10 protein-coding genes are annotated in these 13,975 nt (G+C 48.5%); all 10 read right to left on the bottom strand.

Annotated elements, in window-relative coordinates:
• Nucleotides 1-2: 2 nt before the first annotated feature.
• The gene (locus GJR95_RS37555; RefSeq protein ID WP_162390752.1) at nt 3-2,096 is read right to left on the bottom strand and encodes an alpha-galactosidase; all 2,094 of its coding nucleotides are present in this window, start codon (nt 2,094-2,096) and stop codon (nt 3-5) included.
• 85 nt (nt 2,097-2,181) lie between these two features.
• Nucleotides 2,182-2,991, bottom strand: a complete 810-nt coding sequence (locus GJR95_RS37550; RefSeq protein WP_162390751.1) for a sugar phosphate isomerase/epimerase family protein — start codon at nt 2,989-2,991, stop codon at nt 2,182-2,184.
• Nucleotides 2,992-3,033: 42 nt separating this feature from the next.
• Nucleotides 3,034-3,789, bottom strand: coding sequence for a ThuA domain-containing protein (locus GJR95_RS37545; protein ID WP_162390750.1), 756 nt, complete (start codon nt 3,787-3,789; stop codon nt 3,034-3,036).
• A 30-nt stretch (nt 3,790-3,819) separates the two neighbouring features.
• Complete coding sequence (locus GJR95_RS37540; RefSeq protein WP_162390749.1) at nt 3,820-4,662, bottom strand: sugar phosphate isomerase/epimerase family protein; 843 nt, start codon at nt 4,660-4,662, stop codon at nt 3,820-3,822.
• 59 nt (nt 4,663-4,721) lie between these two features.
• The gene (locus GJR95_RS37535; RefSeq protein ID WP_162390748.1) at nt 4,722-6,110 is read right to left on the bottom strand and encodes a choice-of-anchor Q domain-containing protein; all 1,389 of its coding nucleotides are present in this window, start codon (nt 6,108-6,110) and stop codon (nt 4,722-4,724) included.
• Between the two features lie 97 nt (nt 6,111-6,207).
• Nucleotides 6,208-7,311, bottom strand: a complete 1,104-nt coding sequence (locus GJR95_RS37530) for a polysaccharide lyase domain-containing protein (protein WP_162390747.1) — start codon at nt 7,309-7,311, stop codon at nt 6,208-6,210.
• A 22-nt stretch (nt 7,312-7,333) separates the two neighbouring features.
• Nucleotides 7,334-8,800 carry a glycoside hydrolase family protein gene (locus tag GJR95_RS37525; RefSeq protein WP_162390746.1) on the bottom strand — a complete coding sequence of 489 codons (1,467 nt, stop codon included), beginning with the start codon at nt 8,798-8,800 and terminating at the stop codon, nt 7,334-7,336.
• A gap of 22 nt (nt 8,801-8,822) precedes the next feature.
• On the bottom strand, nt 8,823-10,985 hold the full coding sequence (locus GJR95_RS42410; protein ID WP_162390745.1) for a formylglycine-generating enzyme family protein: 2,163 nt from the start codon (nt 10,983-10,985) through the stop codon (nt 8,823-8,825).
• A 34-nt stretch (nt 10,986-11,019) separates the two neighbouring features.
• On the bottom strand, nt 11,020-12,516 hold the full coding sequence (locus GJR95_RS37515; RefSeq protein ID WP_162390744.1) for a glycoside hydrolase family 28 protein: 1,497 nt from the start codon (nt 12,514-12,516) through the stop codon (nt 11,020-11,022).
• Between the two features lie 44 nt (nt 12,517-12,560).
• A complete protein-coding gene (locus GJR95_RS37510; protein WP_162390743.1) occupies nt 12,561-13,943 on the bottom strand; it encodes a right-handed parallel beta-helix repeat-containing protein in 1,383 nt (460 codons plus the stop codon).
• Between the last annotated feature and the right edge of the window lie 32 nt (nt 13,944-13,975).

Genomic DNA, 13,975 nt, shown 5'->3' with positions numbered 1-13,975 from the left:
ATTTACTTCAACACCTTGTAACGATACAGACCAAAGCTGTTTGCCGTTGGCAATGAAACCGTAAATCTGCCTTCTTTTGATACCACTCCATCAAGGGCTTTTCCGGCTCCAGCCATCGGCTGGAAACTGACCCGTTTGCCAGCCGGTAGCCAGGTGCGAATTTCTTCCTGAGGATTGACTGTATCTTCCCGAAAAAGCAGCAGATAACCTTCGGTATCGCTTACAACCGACTGAAAGCCGGTCCAGCTTTTTCCACTGGGTTCGTCGCCGATTGGAAGGATGTGCCCTGCATGGATTTGCGTCTGGTTTGTTCGGTAAGTCTGGATCAGCTTAGCCGTCTGGAAGGCTTCGGCTGGTAAACCTGTTGCCTCGAACCAGGCCAGCGGCTGCGCCATCATTGTTACGGCAAACAAATAATCGAACGAATAATTGGCCGGAGCAAAGCGGTCGCCGGGCGGGTACTTGTCAGCATTTCGCCATTTGTTCAGAAACTCGATTTGCAGATTCTGGGATGGTATGTATTTCGACAGATTCCAGAGGTTACGCAACGTCCAGTAGGGATAATAGTTGGTCCAGTCGGTATAGCGGTTTTCCAGAAATAGGTTGCCATATTCATTCATAAAATGATACCCATTGCGTCGGCCCGCCGTGACGTCCATGTTGAAAATCACCTCGTAGTTAGTAGCCGCCATCACCGTATCGAGGAATTTCCGGAAGTTAACTTCGGCGGTTTTATCGTGAATCTGAACGAGGTCGATTTTAAACGTTCGGATGCCGTATTGCTTATAAAGTCCAATGAGCGTCTGGGCATCTTTGTCCCAGTGCTTAAAACTGCTATCGACACTGGGACTGAACCACAAACCCAACTCGATATTCAGCTTTTTGGCGGCATCGATAACGGGTTTCAGGCCATTAGGAAACCGATCCGGATCGGGCGTCCAATACTTTGGATTTTTCCAGATGGCCTCGCTGCTACCGCCCGGCGTTGCCGAATTCATCGACTTGCCCAGCTCCCAGCCGTCGTCGATCTGAAAACGGGTGATACCCAACTGGGCCGCTTTCTGCAATTCGGTTATGATAAACTGCTCTCTGATTTTCGAGTCTCGGTTGCGGTCTCCCCAGGTATTCATCATGATCATGTCGTCGCGGTCGGCCCGACGGGGACGGTTGGCATCCTGATAGCTACGTAGCGTACGCACCCCATCCAGTTCCGACGTACCACTCAAGCCGAGCGTGTAGCCGTAGCCCCGCACCCAGTCCGTTTCCGATATGTCTGTTGGCAGTATACCAGCGCCAACGGTTTGAACGCTGCCATTTTTAACCAGAAAATCGAAACCGGGATTGGCCAGTTGAATGATGGAAACGGGCGATTCTTTCAACACAAATACTGAAAAACCGGAAAGCCCATCGGTCAGCCATAAGAGATTTCCCTTCAGAAAACCCGGCTGACGGTACAGGTTGTAGGGGACTTCGGTAACTAGTGTATTGTTACGGTCGGTCATGTCGGCAAATTCGACGGCCCGCCCTCGCCAGTGATTGCCCGCCAGTGCCAGTTTATCCATCGCCGGAACGGTAGCGGTACGCTTGTTGAGATCGGCCTGCGACTCGATGTTCTTAAAATCCAGCCCGACAGCCGCCTGGTCAGCCGCCTGTTGCCATTCGGGCGAGGCTTTACCACGCAGATAAAACGTGCAGCTTAACGTGGCTATACCAGGATAAATCCGGAATACCCGCCGAACGTCCAGCGTGCCGAGCCGGGTGGTTACGCTAACTTCCAGATGGTCGCTCTGGTTTGGCAATCGCTGAATCTGCTTTGTTATCAGCTCACCGTTGCCTGATGGGGTCAAGTGGCCAGGAAAGGCACAGTCTGGATCTTTGCTGACCCATTCCCAGGTTTGTTTCCGTTTTTTATCGGTCAGATTCAGGGTAATCAACTGGCCATTGTTCCAGCGAAATCGCCGGGCAATCAGGTCGTTTTCAAGTACTAAGGTATCATTGCTCAAACTGGCCCGGCAGCTTTGTAACGATTGTGCATTTACCCGATCTGAGAGATATAGACAAAAAGGGAAAGCGATTAAAACTAAGATGTGCTTCATAAAATGGGGGTCGCTCGTTGTTTGACTTGCCAGGATTTTTGGCAGCGTTAACAGATTTACCTTAAATCCTGTCAAAAAACGTAGCCTATTCGGCATATCGATTCTTTAACAGGTTCATCATGAATACGTTGATCTCCCATTGATTGCCAAGGGGCAACTGGGTGTACGGCATTACGGGCATGTAGGTGGCCGGCCCGAATTCGGTGGTAATGGTTAGCTGAGTGCCGTTTGTCCGGTGCTTTTCAACGATTTTATCCCACCAGCCCAAGTGGGTGTTGAGCGTAACTTCCCATTCCGGTGCGCGGGGATCATTGACCTGAGGACCTTCGGGATGCCCAACCCGGCTGTGAATATGGTCGGCGCGGGAAATAGCCAGCGCCACGGCTTCGGTCTGATTTTCGAGCATCGATTCATGGACGTTGCACCAGTGGGAAATATCTAGGCAGATGCAAAGGTCGGGGAGTTTGGTCAAATAATCCTGCGCAATATGAGCCGCAAACAGCGACTTGCCCCGGTGCGTTTCGTGGATGATTTTCACGCCCGAATCTTCCGAAATCCGGGAAGCCACATCAAAGAGGTGTTTATTCTGATCGAATGTAAAGAAATCCTTACCAGTCTGGCAGTTAATAAAAACCGGTTGAGCCGCAATCAGGTTTCGGAGGTATTTTTCGTAGTTCTGGCTGTGTTCGTCCAGATCGCTCTCGAACGATTGCCAGTATTGGCCAATCAACGCAAGCTCATACTCTTTAAGCGTAGCCACAATTTTCTGACTCTCCTTGGCTTCCAGTGGCAAAGCCATTTCCACCCCATCGTAGCCAGCGGCTTTCACATTCTGACAGAACGTAGTAAATGGTAATGTATTACCCCATTGAGGGGCGTAAAATTTAAGCGGCATAACAGTCCTTTAAGAGGATTTCTTTTGAGTTGTCGATACCAATTACTGGTTATAGAGTATCGCGTTTGCAATGAGTTGAGTGTATATAGGGTTTTCGAAATCACTGACCGCGTGACCCGGCTGACTATAGAATAACCAGCCTTTTCCTGCGGGTTTATACCAGGCCGACCGATCCTGTGTCCATACCTTTCCGGAAGCATCTGCGAATTTGAACCCCAGTAGAATCGTTCGGTTTCCCAACAGCTGATGGTTTAGAAACCCCTCTGTTTTCGGCAACATAAAGCCCGGCAGTTGTTTTTCTTTTTGCTCACCCTCCCGCGTGTATGCAATCGTGGATGCATAGGTAATCTTGTGTGTCGTAATGAAGTGTTGCGGAGCCAGATTCACTACGGCCATGTCTACATCGCCTACGTATTTGTAACCACCTTCCGTTACGTTCGTTTTGAGCAGGTCGATACCCAGAAACGAAAACCACTCTTTGTTCTTTCGTTTTGCCGAGCTAATGGAATGATGCAGACAAAGTAACTTACCACCGTTTTGGGCGTAACGAATAAATGCCCGTTCGGGTATGGAGTCCAGGTCTTTATGGATGTAAACAATAACTGCCCGAAAAGTAGCCATTGTTTTGGGCATGTCGTTCTGTGTCACAATTCTGGCCGTCAGTCCTTCCTGCTGTTGAATTCCCCTGGCCAGCACCTCCATAGCTGGAATTTCGTCGGCAACGATCAATACATCCTGAGCGGCAACCCGCCCTATAGCAATCATTAACCCAAAAAGTAACGCAAACAGATGTTTCATAGCTAGACCGTAGAATGCCAGACGTATTCGTCACTTCAACTGGTTTAGATAAGCGATGGTCTGTGGCACCTGCGTTGCATAACTCGGGCTTTCGTCTTCAATATAATAATGTTGAATAGACGACTGCTGGGCGGCTTTCAGGATGGCAGGCAAATTGAGCTGACCGGTTCCCAGCGCTACGTCGTTCTCGACCGGCGTCCCTCCCGACAAATTGCCGACAACCCCTTTGCGCAGATCTTTCAGATGCATGAGTTTGAAGCGGTTCGGGTATTTTTTGATCAGCGCTGCAGGGTCGACGCCGGGAAAAAATGTCCAGAGTATATCCATTTCGAAACTAACATAGTCGGGGTTTGTATTCTGCACAATGTAATCGAACAGGGTGCCACTTTCATACGTCTCAAATTCGTAGCCGTGGTTATGGTAGCAGAATGTCAGCCCAAACTGGTCTTTTAACTGCTTTCCAAAGTTATTGAAATCGGTAACCGTTTGCTTGGCCAGATCGAGCGTAAACGGTCCTTTGTGTGGCACCCAAGCCACCCGGACGTACTGAGCACCAAGGGTTTTGGCGTTCTGACCTACTTCGGCCAGTTTGTTTTGCAGATCGGGATATCCCACTCCAAACGAAGAGCATTTCATGCCGCGTTCATCAAGGAGTTTGCGTAGTTCAGCAGCTGTTTTGCCGAACAGGTTAGAAAACTCCATGTTGGTAATACCCAATGCCTTGATGGTGTCGAGCGTGGCCGGTACGTTTTTGGCAAAACTGTTCCGGTAGGTATACGACACCATGCCGGGCGTTTGGGGGAACACCTTTTTCTGCGCCTGAGCGGAACCAAAGCTCAATAGAATAGCGAAAACCAGTAGGGATTTTTTCATGATTAAGTTCTTAAACCTATACGGTTTTTGAAACCTTGTAGGTTTAGTTTATTTAGTTCTTATTGTTCAAATGCACCCCGGTCCCGTCCGGCATTTTTGGGGCGGGCCTTACCCAGAATATCGTTGGACAGAGGAACGTCATTACTACCCGAATTAACGGCCCGACTGCTTTTCGCCAGTCGAAAATCACCCTTTGTTGGATCGGGCTGAATATTGATAAAGCTGGGTTCCGCAACGATGTCGTTAGCCCCCGCAAAAACAGTCTGCGCAGCTGGGTATACGTTATAATCCCAACGGACGCTGGTGTTTCGATTGTTAGAAGTTACGGCACCACCCGGTCTGGGCACAATGATGTTATTGAGGATAACTACATCTTCCGACCGATTAGCAAACAACTCCTGATACCCGACAATCCCGCCATTCCAGTACGTTGTGTTGTTAATAATGTCGACGTGTTTCGTGCGGAAGGTATGAATCCCCGACCCACCATTGAACGTACTGACATTATTGGCAATCAGCGCTCGCCCTGTCCATTCTGGCCGCTTTGGCTTTTCCGGCACTAGTGTACCGGCAACAGTATTTGGAGCAACTATCGTCTGGCTTGTGGCTGGCTTTACAACCGCATCGGCATTGGGATTAGTAGCGCCCTGCCCCTGTTCCTGATCAGTCACATCCAGTAGAATACCATTACCGTCGCTCAGTTTGCCGATTTTCTCCCAGGCAACCAGCGTTTTATTGTTCCAGACAAAATTGCGCTGGATAACGATATGGTAACCTGGCGCATCATCGTGTGCCCAGTTGTTCAGCGTTGTTATTCCCGAGCCACCGTATCGCATAAACCAGGCGTTTTCAAAAACTTTACAATCCTCAACTGTCAAATAGTCGATCTCGATACCGACAATGCCACCACCTGCACACTTACCAACTATGCAGTTGCGAATGACCAGGTGGTGTGGTTTTTCGTCCGGCTTTTTACCCCGTCCATTGAAGAAAATCCCGTTGGTATTATAGTAAGGATCAGGCGTTGTTTTTTTACCATCTTCCTGCGCTTTCAGCAGCACAATTGAATCATTGTTGCCAATGACACTTAGTCCGTCAATCACGTTGTAGGAGCCAGTAATCTGAATACCGGCCCAACCGACCGGATGAATTTCAGGATGATGACCCGGACGTGCTTTCCAGGTAATCCAGGCCGCCGACGTACCGGAGCGCGTGATAGACAGGACCGCGCTACCATTTCCTTTATCAGCGTTGGTATACGTACCGTTGCTAATAAGCACTACATCGCCAGGTTGCACCAGATCAGCAGCTTTTTGCAGATTCCGCAAAGCGGTTTCGGGTGTTTTACCATCGTTTGCGTCGTTTCCCGTACCGGAAACATGCCAAATTGCGGCAGAAACAAAGGTGTTGATTGCGAATAAGATAGAAAAAAGAAGGGTTGTTTTCATAAATTTTCACTACGTATAGTTTTGTTATTCAGATAGATAGCGACTTACTAAATTTCGATCCAACGTTATCAGATAAACGGGCTTCCCGGATTTCTCGTTAGCGGGACACACTGATCTGCTCCCCACTAGCCCCGGCAAAACCAAGCTGGGCACCATCGAGCAGGAAGTAGGTATTGTTGTGGTGGATAAAGTTGCCGTGACGCGCTACTTTTTCGGTGGCTTCACCGCCTAAAACGACCAGATTATCGCTAAAAATCAGCGAATTGATCGTACTATCGCCTTTCCCGATCCCCAATATATTATTCCATCTGGTACCTTTTCTGGAGATGATCGTATTGTGTTCCATCCTGAAATTATGAATGTCACTCCGGAACTTTCCGGTGAGGTGAAAAGTCCATTCGCCATTCTCTACGGAGACATTATGAGACACAAGAATGTCGCGTGCTGACCCACCGCCTATTTCCAAAAAGCCGTTACAGTCTTCAGCATAGTTGTGATGCACATAGGTGCTGTCGCCATTGGTATAGACTTCAAAAAAGCCACCGTCGGAGCCATAATCATAACATTGGGCACGGCAACGTACTGCCCGGTTGTAGGCGATTTCATTGTTTGGGGCAAAGACCCAGTAGGCTACGGCTCCATAGTCATCATCTCCCCCCTGTGTGTTTTTAACCATTATCAGATCGTGGGCGTAGTTTTGCGAAATGAGGTTATAACTGCCATGGATCATAACCCCACCCCCACAGTTTTCGATTTCACAGTTTCGGATGATGTTATGATCGGCTCCTTTCGCCAGATAGATCCCAGCGAGGTGGGCATCTTTGGCAACAAACCCGTCAACAATAATCCACTTTCCGGTGATATTAATGGCCTTTGCCATGTTACCCGGATGCCTAAACATGGGCTTTGCTCCCTCACCCATCGCCCGAAAAACGATAGGCTTTTGGTCCGTTCCGCTATCGTTAATATCCAGTCCGGTGTCCCAGCCTGAACCACCCATAAAGTTGATGGTGTCGCCAGGCATAAAGTCTTTAGCCTGAACAGGGGCAAGAGATTGCCATGGGTTGACCGTCTCGGTACCGGAGTTAGCATCATTGCCTGAGACACTATTGATAAAATACTGCTTGGCAGCAACCTGATTTTCTATTGATAGGACAGCCAAAGCCGCACTGAGCCAGAAATAGATATGTACGTTTTTCATGCTATTATGTTTTTCTGCTGTGTCAACGTGCTTGTGCCGCTGGCTGCCAGGTCGGTTGTTCGATATGTGAACTTCCTGCTCTAAGTGGAATATCGGCCTCAGAACTCACCCGCTTTCCATTCAGGATGACATTGTCAAAAATTATGTTACCAGACCTGTTTTTGATGAGCGAGGGTATGGGTTCGCCAATCATCGTAATGTCTTTCAGGGTCAATCCACTGAATTGGGCCTCAGGGTTTTGTAATCCAAAAATTGCCGCCGGTTCTTCAAACCGAATTTTCTCAAACCAGTAGTTGCTATGCTTCGCCTGGCCTTTGCTATTGGGGCTAACCATACAAAACAGGGACCAGGGTGCATACCACTCACTTTTGCTGATGTGAATGACGTCTGTATTTTTCATGGTGATAGCACGGGTTGTTAGCGCCTGACCATTAAACCCGATACGGAATACATTTGCCAGCGTGGTCCATAGCACGCAGTTTTCGATGGTAATGTTACTGACTTCACCTTCCGTATTTTTTGTGGTTGCCCACATATCCTTACTGCTCTCTGGTGTGAACAAAGCAAAGCAATCGTCCATTGACCGGATGAAACTGTTCATTACTCTAGTACGTCCACCACCGTACCAGTCAATACCATCACCATTGATATTCTGCGGATTGACGGCGATGACTTTGATGTTATCGAAAACAGCGTCGAAGGTCGTATGCGTTTGCAACGACCAGGTTCGACTTCGCCCAACGAATGTAACGCCCCGAACAGTCAGGCCCTGCACGTTATGGGTCGTGAGTGGATGCCAGTTTTTCTGATTTTTCCAGCCGTCGTCGTGATCTTCTGATTGCGGACCGTAATAGACCACTGTTCCGCGCCCCAGAATGCTTACATTTTTTGCATCCCAGATGTTGATACTGCCGAACAATACTGCCCCAGCATCCAGAAACAGCGTTTGCCCGCTCTGGAGATCAATGTGCTGATTATGAATACCGGCCTTTAAGTGAATGACGTTTTTATCTGTCAACTTGATGACGTTGACATCAGGTCGGTTGGCAAACAATAGCAGCACATCGTCTTTGAAATTACTGGTTCCGGCGCGTTCTATCGAATACTGCCCAGCATCAGTAAGTGAAAAGTTAATTGTTGCGCCAGCGAGGTTCGGCTTGATATTTTTGGACAGTGGCCGAACCGTAACCCCGCCCCGCCAATATCCTTTCGCCCCGACCTGCGTGGCTTCTTTGTTGGAGGTTTGGCCCGCATATTTATCGCTGTCGACCTTGGGCGACACCGTTACGCTGGCTAAGCCCCTAAAGTCGAAGCTGGCAAAGTAGACGTTCAGTCCGGCATGAAAAACCGGCACTGCCTGGCCGTTTATGGTTACGACGTAGTAATCCGACGCAAATTCTTCGGGAACAGGATGCGGTGTTATGGTTTGCGAAAACCCCTGGGCAATTGCCAGGGCAACCATTATCGTGCTGTATAGTATATTTTTCATTGTTCGGTTTTACGCTTTTCTCTTATTGGCTATCCACTACGCATCTAAACCCCACCGTTGCACAGCGATCCAGACCCGCCCATGTCAGTAAATATTTAGCGCCAAAGCTGGTATCCTGAGCCCCCTGATCGGCGTACCACTCCGAAGCCCGATTGACGTACCAGGCTCCCCCACGCAAAATGCAGAAGCGATTGTAGCCGTCGGTTCGCTCACTTTCGGTCAGTTGCCATACATTGCCGCTCATGTCATACAACCCCTGTTTCGTCCGGCCTTTGTCAAACCGGTTGACGGGTGTAGCTCCTGTCCATTGTCCCGTATTCACAACCGTCGAATCGAAGGCATTGCCCCAGGGGTAGCGAGTCTGGGCGGGTCCATTTTGAGCAGCCCATTGCCATTCGGCTTCGGTTGGTAGTCGTTTCCCAGCCCATTTAGCGTAGGCACGGGCGTCGTCCAACGCTACCCACACTACCGGGTGATTCTCCTGACCAACGGGCGGAGCGTTGTTGACCCAGTGTCTGAGGAAGTTTTCGCGATGCCGAGGTTGATACTGGCTTGCTTTTAAAAACTGAGCAAATTGCGCGTTTGTCACCAGGGTTTCATCCATGGCAAACGGCCTGAGCTTTACGGTCACTTCGCCCGTTGTTATTTCGTTGCGAGCCTGGCTGTAGGCGTAGTCCACAAAATTGCGAATTGGGTAAAAACCACACTCCCGCTGTCGGAAACTGAACATCATATGCACCGAATCTCGTGAAACGGGTATGGATTCCATGCCTTTAGGTAATTTGTTTTTTGCGTAGGCCGGGGTAGTGATTCCCGGCTTCAGACGGGGCTTGGCCAGATGAAAGGCAGTGCTATAGTTAGCCCGTTTGTGGGTGTCGGCCTGTTTTTTCAGAAAAGCAATGAGGTCATCGGTCAGATCCGATTCGGCGACGGCCAGAATACAACCGATGTCTTTGGGGCCGTAGTCAGCGTACAAACTCACCTTCCCGTTGGCACGGCCTGGTTTAAGTTCTTTCCCCGCTATCAGGTCGAAATAGCGAACGCCCGGTACGTCGTCCTGCTCAAAAAGTTTACCCGTTGTCCATTGTTCCTGCCGATTGACTAGCGTCCATAGTATGCTTTTGCCCAGTTGCCAGCGGCTCGCGAACACCCGGTTGAGTTGAATCGGGAACAGGGGTGTCCAACTGCCTTCCGTGAAAAATTGGGTATAGCGCCGTTGAATGGGCAACATGGCTCGCAACAGCGATCGATCACGGGGATTGACTTCATTTACGGTACCGAATACGTTTTCCCAAATCACGATTCCGCAGCCGTTGATCCATGCATTTTGGAGAAGTGTCGATTGTTCGTGGCTGAAGCGCGAAAGCCGGTAAATCATGTGCCGCTGTTCCAGCCATCGGTTGCGCACCAGCAAGGGCACTTCACCAAACTCAAGGTTTTTGTATTTCTCATTCCAGCCCACCTCCAGCCACGATTGATGCACCTGATTCAACACATCAGGACGAATCGGTATTTCGGACTGAAACACAGCTCCGGCGTTGGCCTTCTGCATTTTTTGAAAAAAGCCGTCGAAATTTGAAATCGTATCCAGATATACCCCGTCGGCACCCGTTTCAGTCAGTAAATCAAGCAGTTCGTCTTCATCAGTTTTGCCCTGGTTCCGGGCAATATTGTCCCAGGGATTGTAGGCAATCATCAGTTTTTTTCCGAGCTGATGCAATTCATTGCATACCTGTTTAAGACCCGCAACACCCCCCGGCAGATTTCGATAAAACGAGTATTGAGTCCGGTTATCGAAGCCCAGCTGTGGGTACGTCGGCCATAAAACCACTACGTCAACACCGCCGTAGCTGTCTTCGTATTTTCTGAGGCAATTCCGGATGGCATACGTCCCGTTTTTATCATAAAGGGTTGTTTCGCTGGCCATCAGGAAAAACGTAGAATAGGCACTGGATGCCCATTTGTACTCGCTTTTCTGATAATTCTCTCCGTTAAAGTTCAGGAATCTTCTAGTTGAATCTTTCCAGGCCCGTAGTTCGGAACGCCACGCATCCCATTTTTCGGGCGATGTTGGCGTTTCAATCAGTTGGTAGTACTTTTCAGCAAGGGCATTTCTGTTTTGCCCGAACGCATTTCCCGTCCAGCAACACAAGAGCCAACTACAGACTAGTCCCTTTCTGAGCATACTGATTTTGTTATAACTTTTCTGACAGAATTTATCAATTCATTACTTCAATTCGCTCGCTGTTCTTCTCTGTAAGCATCGCGTCCATTTTCTCCAGTTTCTTATCGCCGATAACCACGTTTCTTAATTTTAAACCTCGCACATCGTCTACATAGAAAGCAGGCCTGGCATCGGGTTCACCATAGGTAACTACCACATCATCAATGGTTAACCCATTCACATGCCTGATATAAAAAGCACTTGCCGGGAGCTTTGTCCCGAATGTCAGCCTGTTTTCCGGATACCCTTTTACATCTTCGCGAACGATTGCCGGAAACGTCCTGAGTGAATCCGCAGCAACGCCTTTGGGGATCGTAATTCGAATATTGGAGAGTCGGATATCTTCGGCTGGACTTTCTTCCAAACCGGCAAGAATTGAGGGAATGATGCTCCGGGTCTCGGCTCTGATGTTCTGAATATTGATGTGCCGCATTACGGACGTCTTTTTATCCGGATTCAGAAACCGCTTGCCTACCCGGATAAAAATCGGACTTAATACATCCGTCATGATAATGTCAGAGATATTGATGTTCTCAACGATCCCCCCATCGACACCCAGAATGACAATGCCCGTGTTGACACTCGTTTCTTCGGGCCTATGCACGATACTGACAGTCATTGGCCAGTGCCGATACCCGTTTACCGACCCTTTCCTGATGACACAATTGGTGACGGTAATATTTCGGAAGCCACTTCGTGAACCGGTACCGAATTTGATCCCATTGCAGATGCTCGACAGCACACAATTGGTGACTGTTATGTTTTCGCAGAATTTATCGAGGTATTCGCTTTTAAAGCAGAGTGCATCATCCTCTGAGTCGATGCGGCAGTTGGAAATGATAACATCTTTCCCATCGATGTCCAACCCGTCGCAATTCCAGTTCACCCAACTTCGGAGGTAGATTTTATTGATGGTGACTCGCTCACAACCTGATATTGAAACGGTTACCTGCGCTGAGTTGAGGATGCTGATACCTTCCAGCAGCACATCCCGACAGCCGATAAAAAAAATGTTTTTGGGCTTACCGTCCTTATTCAGCCCCAGTTGAAACGCCTTCCCTTCGCCGGGTCCTTTCAGCGTACCCAGCCCAATAATTCCTGTATGAGTTGCCCTGTCGGTAATAACCAGGGCTTTCATTTTCTCGACATAGAGACCATTGTGGGTGATAGTACCGTACTTTTTTGCGGATAAAATGGTATGTTCCGGATAATCGGCCGGGTTGTAGCTCCCCTGTAGTACTGACCCGGCCGACAGATGCAGAAAAACATTAGATTTCAGGAAGATCGTTCCTGTATAATACGTACCGGCAGGCACCAGAACCTCACCTCCACCCTTGCCAGCACATTGATCAATAGCTGATTGAATGGCTTTCGTATTTAGAAAAGTAGTATCGGTTCTGGCGCCAAAATCACGAATATCATACTGCTGACCGAATACCTGGTAACTAAACAGGAAGGCAACTGACAGAATCAATACGTTGTGATTTTTCATCGTAAAAACATGACCGTTTGTAGCGTGTGAGGAAAAAAAATAAGTTATTGAACTTCATAAGCACCGCAATCGACCGAACCACCTTTTGGGCGAGCGACACCTTTTATATCGTTCGCAGAAAAAAGAAGCTTCGTCCCCGCATCAATGGCCGGGCTTCCATTTTTCACAGAAAAATTTGCCAATGTCAGATCAGTCGCCAGGTTGACAAACTGAGGGTCAACAACTTTATCATTCGCTCCCTTCACGGCTGTCGCGCCATTGAAATAGACGTTATAATCGTAGATGACATTCGTGTTTTTGTTGTTTGAATTACACTTTCCCCCCGGCTTTGAATAGACGATGTTATTCATGATTTTCACATCACTACACGTGTTCGCATACAGGTCTGCATAATCGACCATGACCTGGGCATTGTTATAGGTCGTGTTATTGATGATGTCGACATGGGCGGCCTCAAAGGCATGAATGCCCGACCCACCATTATTAAAACTGATGTTGTTCTCCACCAACGTTCGTCCTTTGTATGGCTTATCGGTAGCCGTTGAGCCATAGGGTCGCAGGTTAACATCGATGATAATTCCGTTGCCATCCGAAAGTCGGGCGGGTGTAAGACCAATCCAGGGAATAGTGGTCTTATTGTTGGAGCAGCTATTATTCCGAACAATATTTTTATACCCCGTATTGGCATCGCTGTCGAAGGGGGTCAGAATACTAATGCCGCTCCCTCCATACATCATATACCAGGCGTTGTTGTAGATCGTATTTCCCTCAAACGTGACGTAATCTGCCTGAATAGCGCTTAACCCACCTCCCGGGAAATCATGTATTTTACAATTTCGGATCACTACGTGGTGCGGAAATTTGGAATCCGTTCGCGGACCTCCGATAGAAATACCGTTCATATTGTAAGTCGCATACAGGTCATTATTCGTCCCCCCAGCCTGCTTATCGGTATACGAAGCCAGGGCACCCGCATGCGTAAGATTTTGATTATTGCCCTGAAATTCAATACCCTCCAGCACGAGATACGATCCATTGATGCTGACAGCATTCCAGAGACTTCCTGAAAAAGCAAATTTCGGCGTATGACCCGGATACGCTTTGTAGACAATGAATTTATCTGCCGTGCCCGATTTTAGGAGTTGAATCGTGGTAGCTGGCACATACGTCCCATTCATGACAAAAACAGTGTCGCCGGGGAGCGCGGCATTCTGTCCGGCATTGATTGTTTTGAATGGCGACGACATGGATAATCCCGAGTTGGCATCAGACCCTAACGCATCAGAAACGTAATACCGCTTCGCCGACGCACTAACGGTTGGTGGCTTAGTGACGACAAGATCATCGACTGCTTTTTGATCGCAGCCGAAAAGGACGTTAGTCGATAACAGGAGGCCTAACTGCATTAATTTGAATCTGATTTTCATGGAAAAATGGGTAACATGGATTCGTTAACGGT

The organism is Spirosoma endbachense, from assembly GCF_010233585.1.
Taxonomy (GTDB): domain Bacteria; phylum Bacteroidota; class Bacteroidia; order Cytophagales; family Spirosomataceae; genus Spirosoma; species Spirosoma endbachense.
The sequence above is the reverse complement of the archived record's forward strand: the minus strand, read 5'-3'. Positions and strand labels throughout refer to the sequence as shown.

What these genes read in the sequence shown, in the direction of transcription:
- GJR95_RS37555 (WP_162390752.1), bottom strand. Translation starts at nt 2,096, where the DNA reads ATGAAGCACATCTTAGTTTTAATCGCTTTCCCTTTTTGTCTATATCTC.
- GJR95_RS37550 (WP_162390751.1), bottom strand. Translation starts at nt 2,991, where the DNA reads ATGCCGCTTAAATTTTACGCCCCTCAATGGGGTAATACATTACCATTT.
- GJR95_RS37545 (WP_162390750.1), bottom strand. Translation starts at nt 3,789, where the DNA reads ATGAAACATCTGTTTGCGTTACTTTTTGGGTTAATGATTGCTATAGGG.
- GJR95_RS37540 (WP_162390749.1), bottom strand. Translation starts at nt 4,662, where the DNA reads ATGAAAAAATCCCTACTGGTTTTCGCTATTCTATTGAGCTTTGGTTCC.
- GJR95_RS37535 (WP_162390748.1), bottom strand. Translation starts at nt 6,110, where the DNA reads ATGAAAACAACCCTTCTTTTTTCTATCTTATTCGCAATCAACACCTTT.
- GJR95_RS37530 (WP_162390747.1), bottom strand. Translation starts at nt 7,311, where the DNA reads ATGAAAAACGTACATATCTATTTCTGGCTCAGTGCGGCTTTGGCTGTC.
- GJR95_RS37525 (WP_162390746.1), bottom strand. Translation starts at nt 8,800, where the DNA reads ATGAAAAATATACTATACAGCACGATAATGGTTGCCCTGGCAATTGCC.
- GJR95_RS42410 (WP_162390745.1), bottom strand. Translation starts at nt 10,985, where the DNA reads ATGCTCAGAAAGGGACTAGTCTGTAGTTGGCTCTTGTGTTGCTGGACG.
- GJR95_RS37515 (WP_162390744.1), bottom strand. Translation starts at nt 12,516, where the DNA reads ATGAAAAATCACAACGTATTGATTCTGTCAGTTGCCTTCCTGTTTAGT.
- GJR95_RS37510 (WP_162390743.1), bottom strand. Translation starts at nt 13,943, where the DNA reads ATGAAAATCAGATTCAAATTAATGCAGTTAGGCCTCCTGTTATCGACT.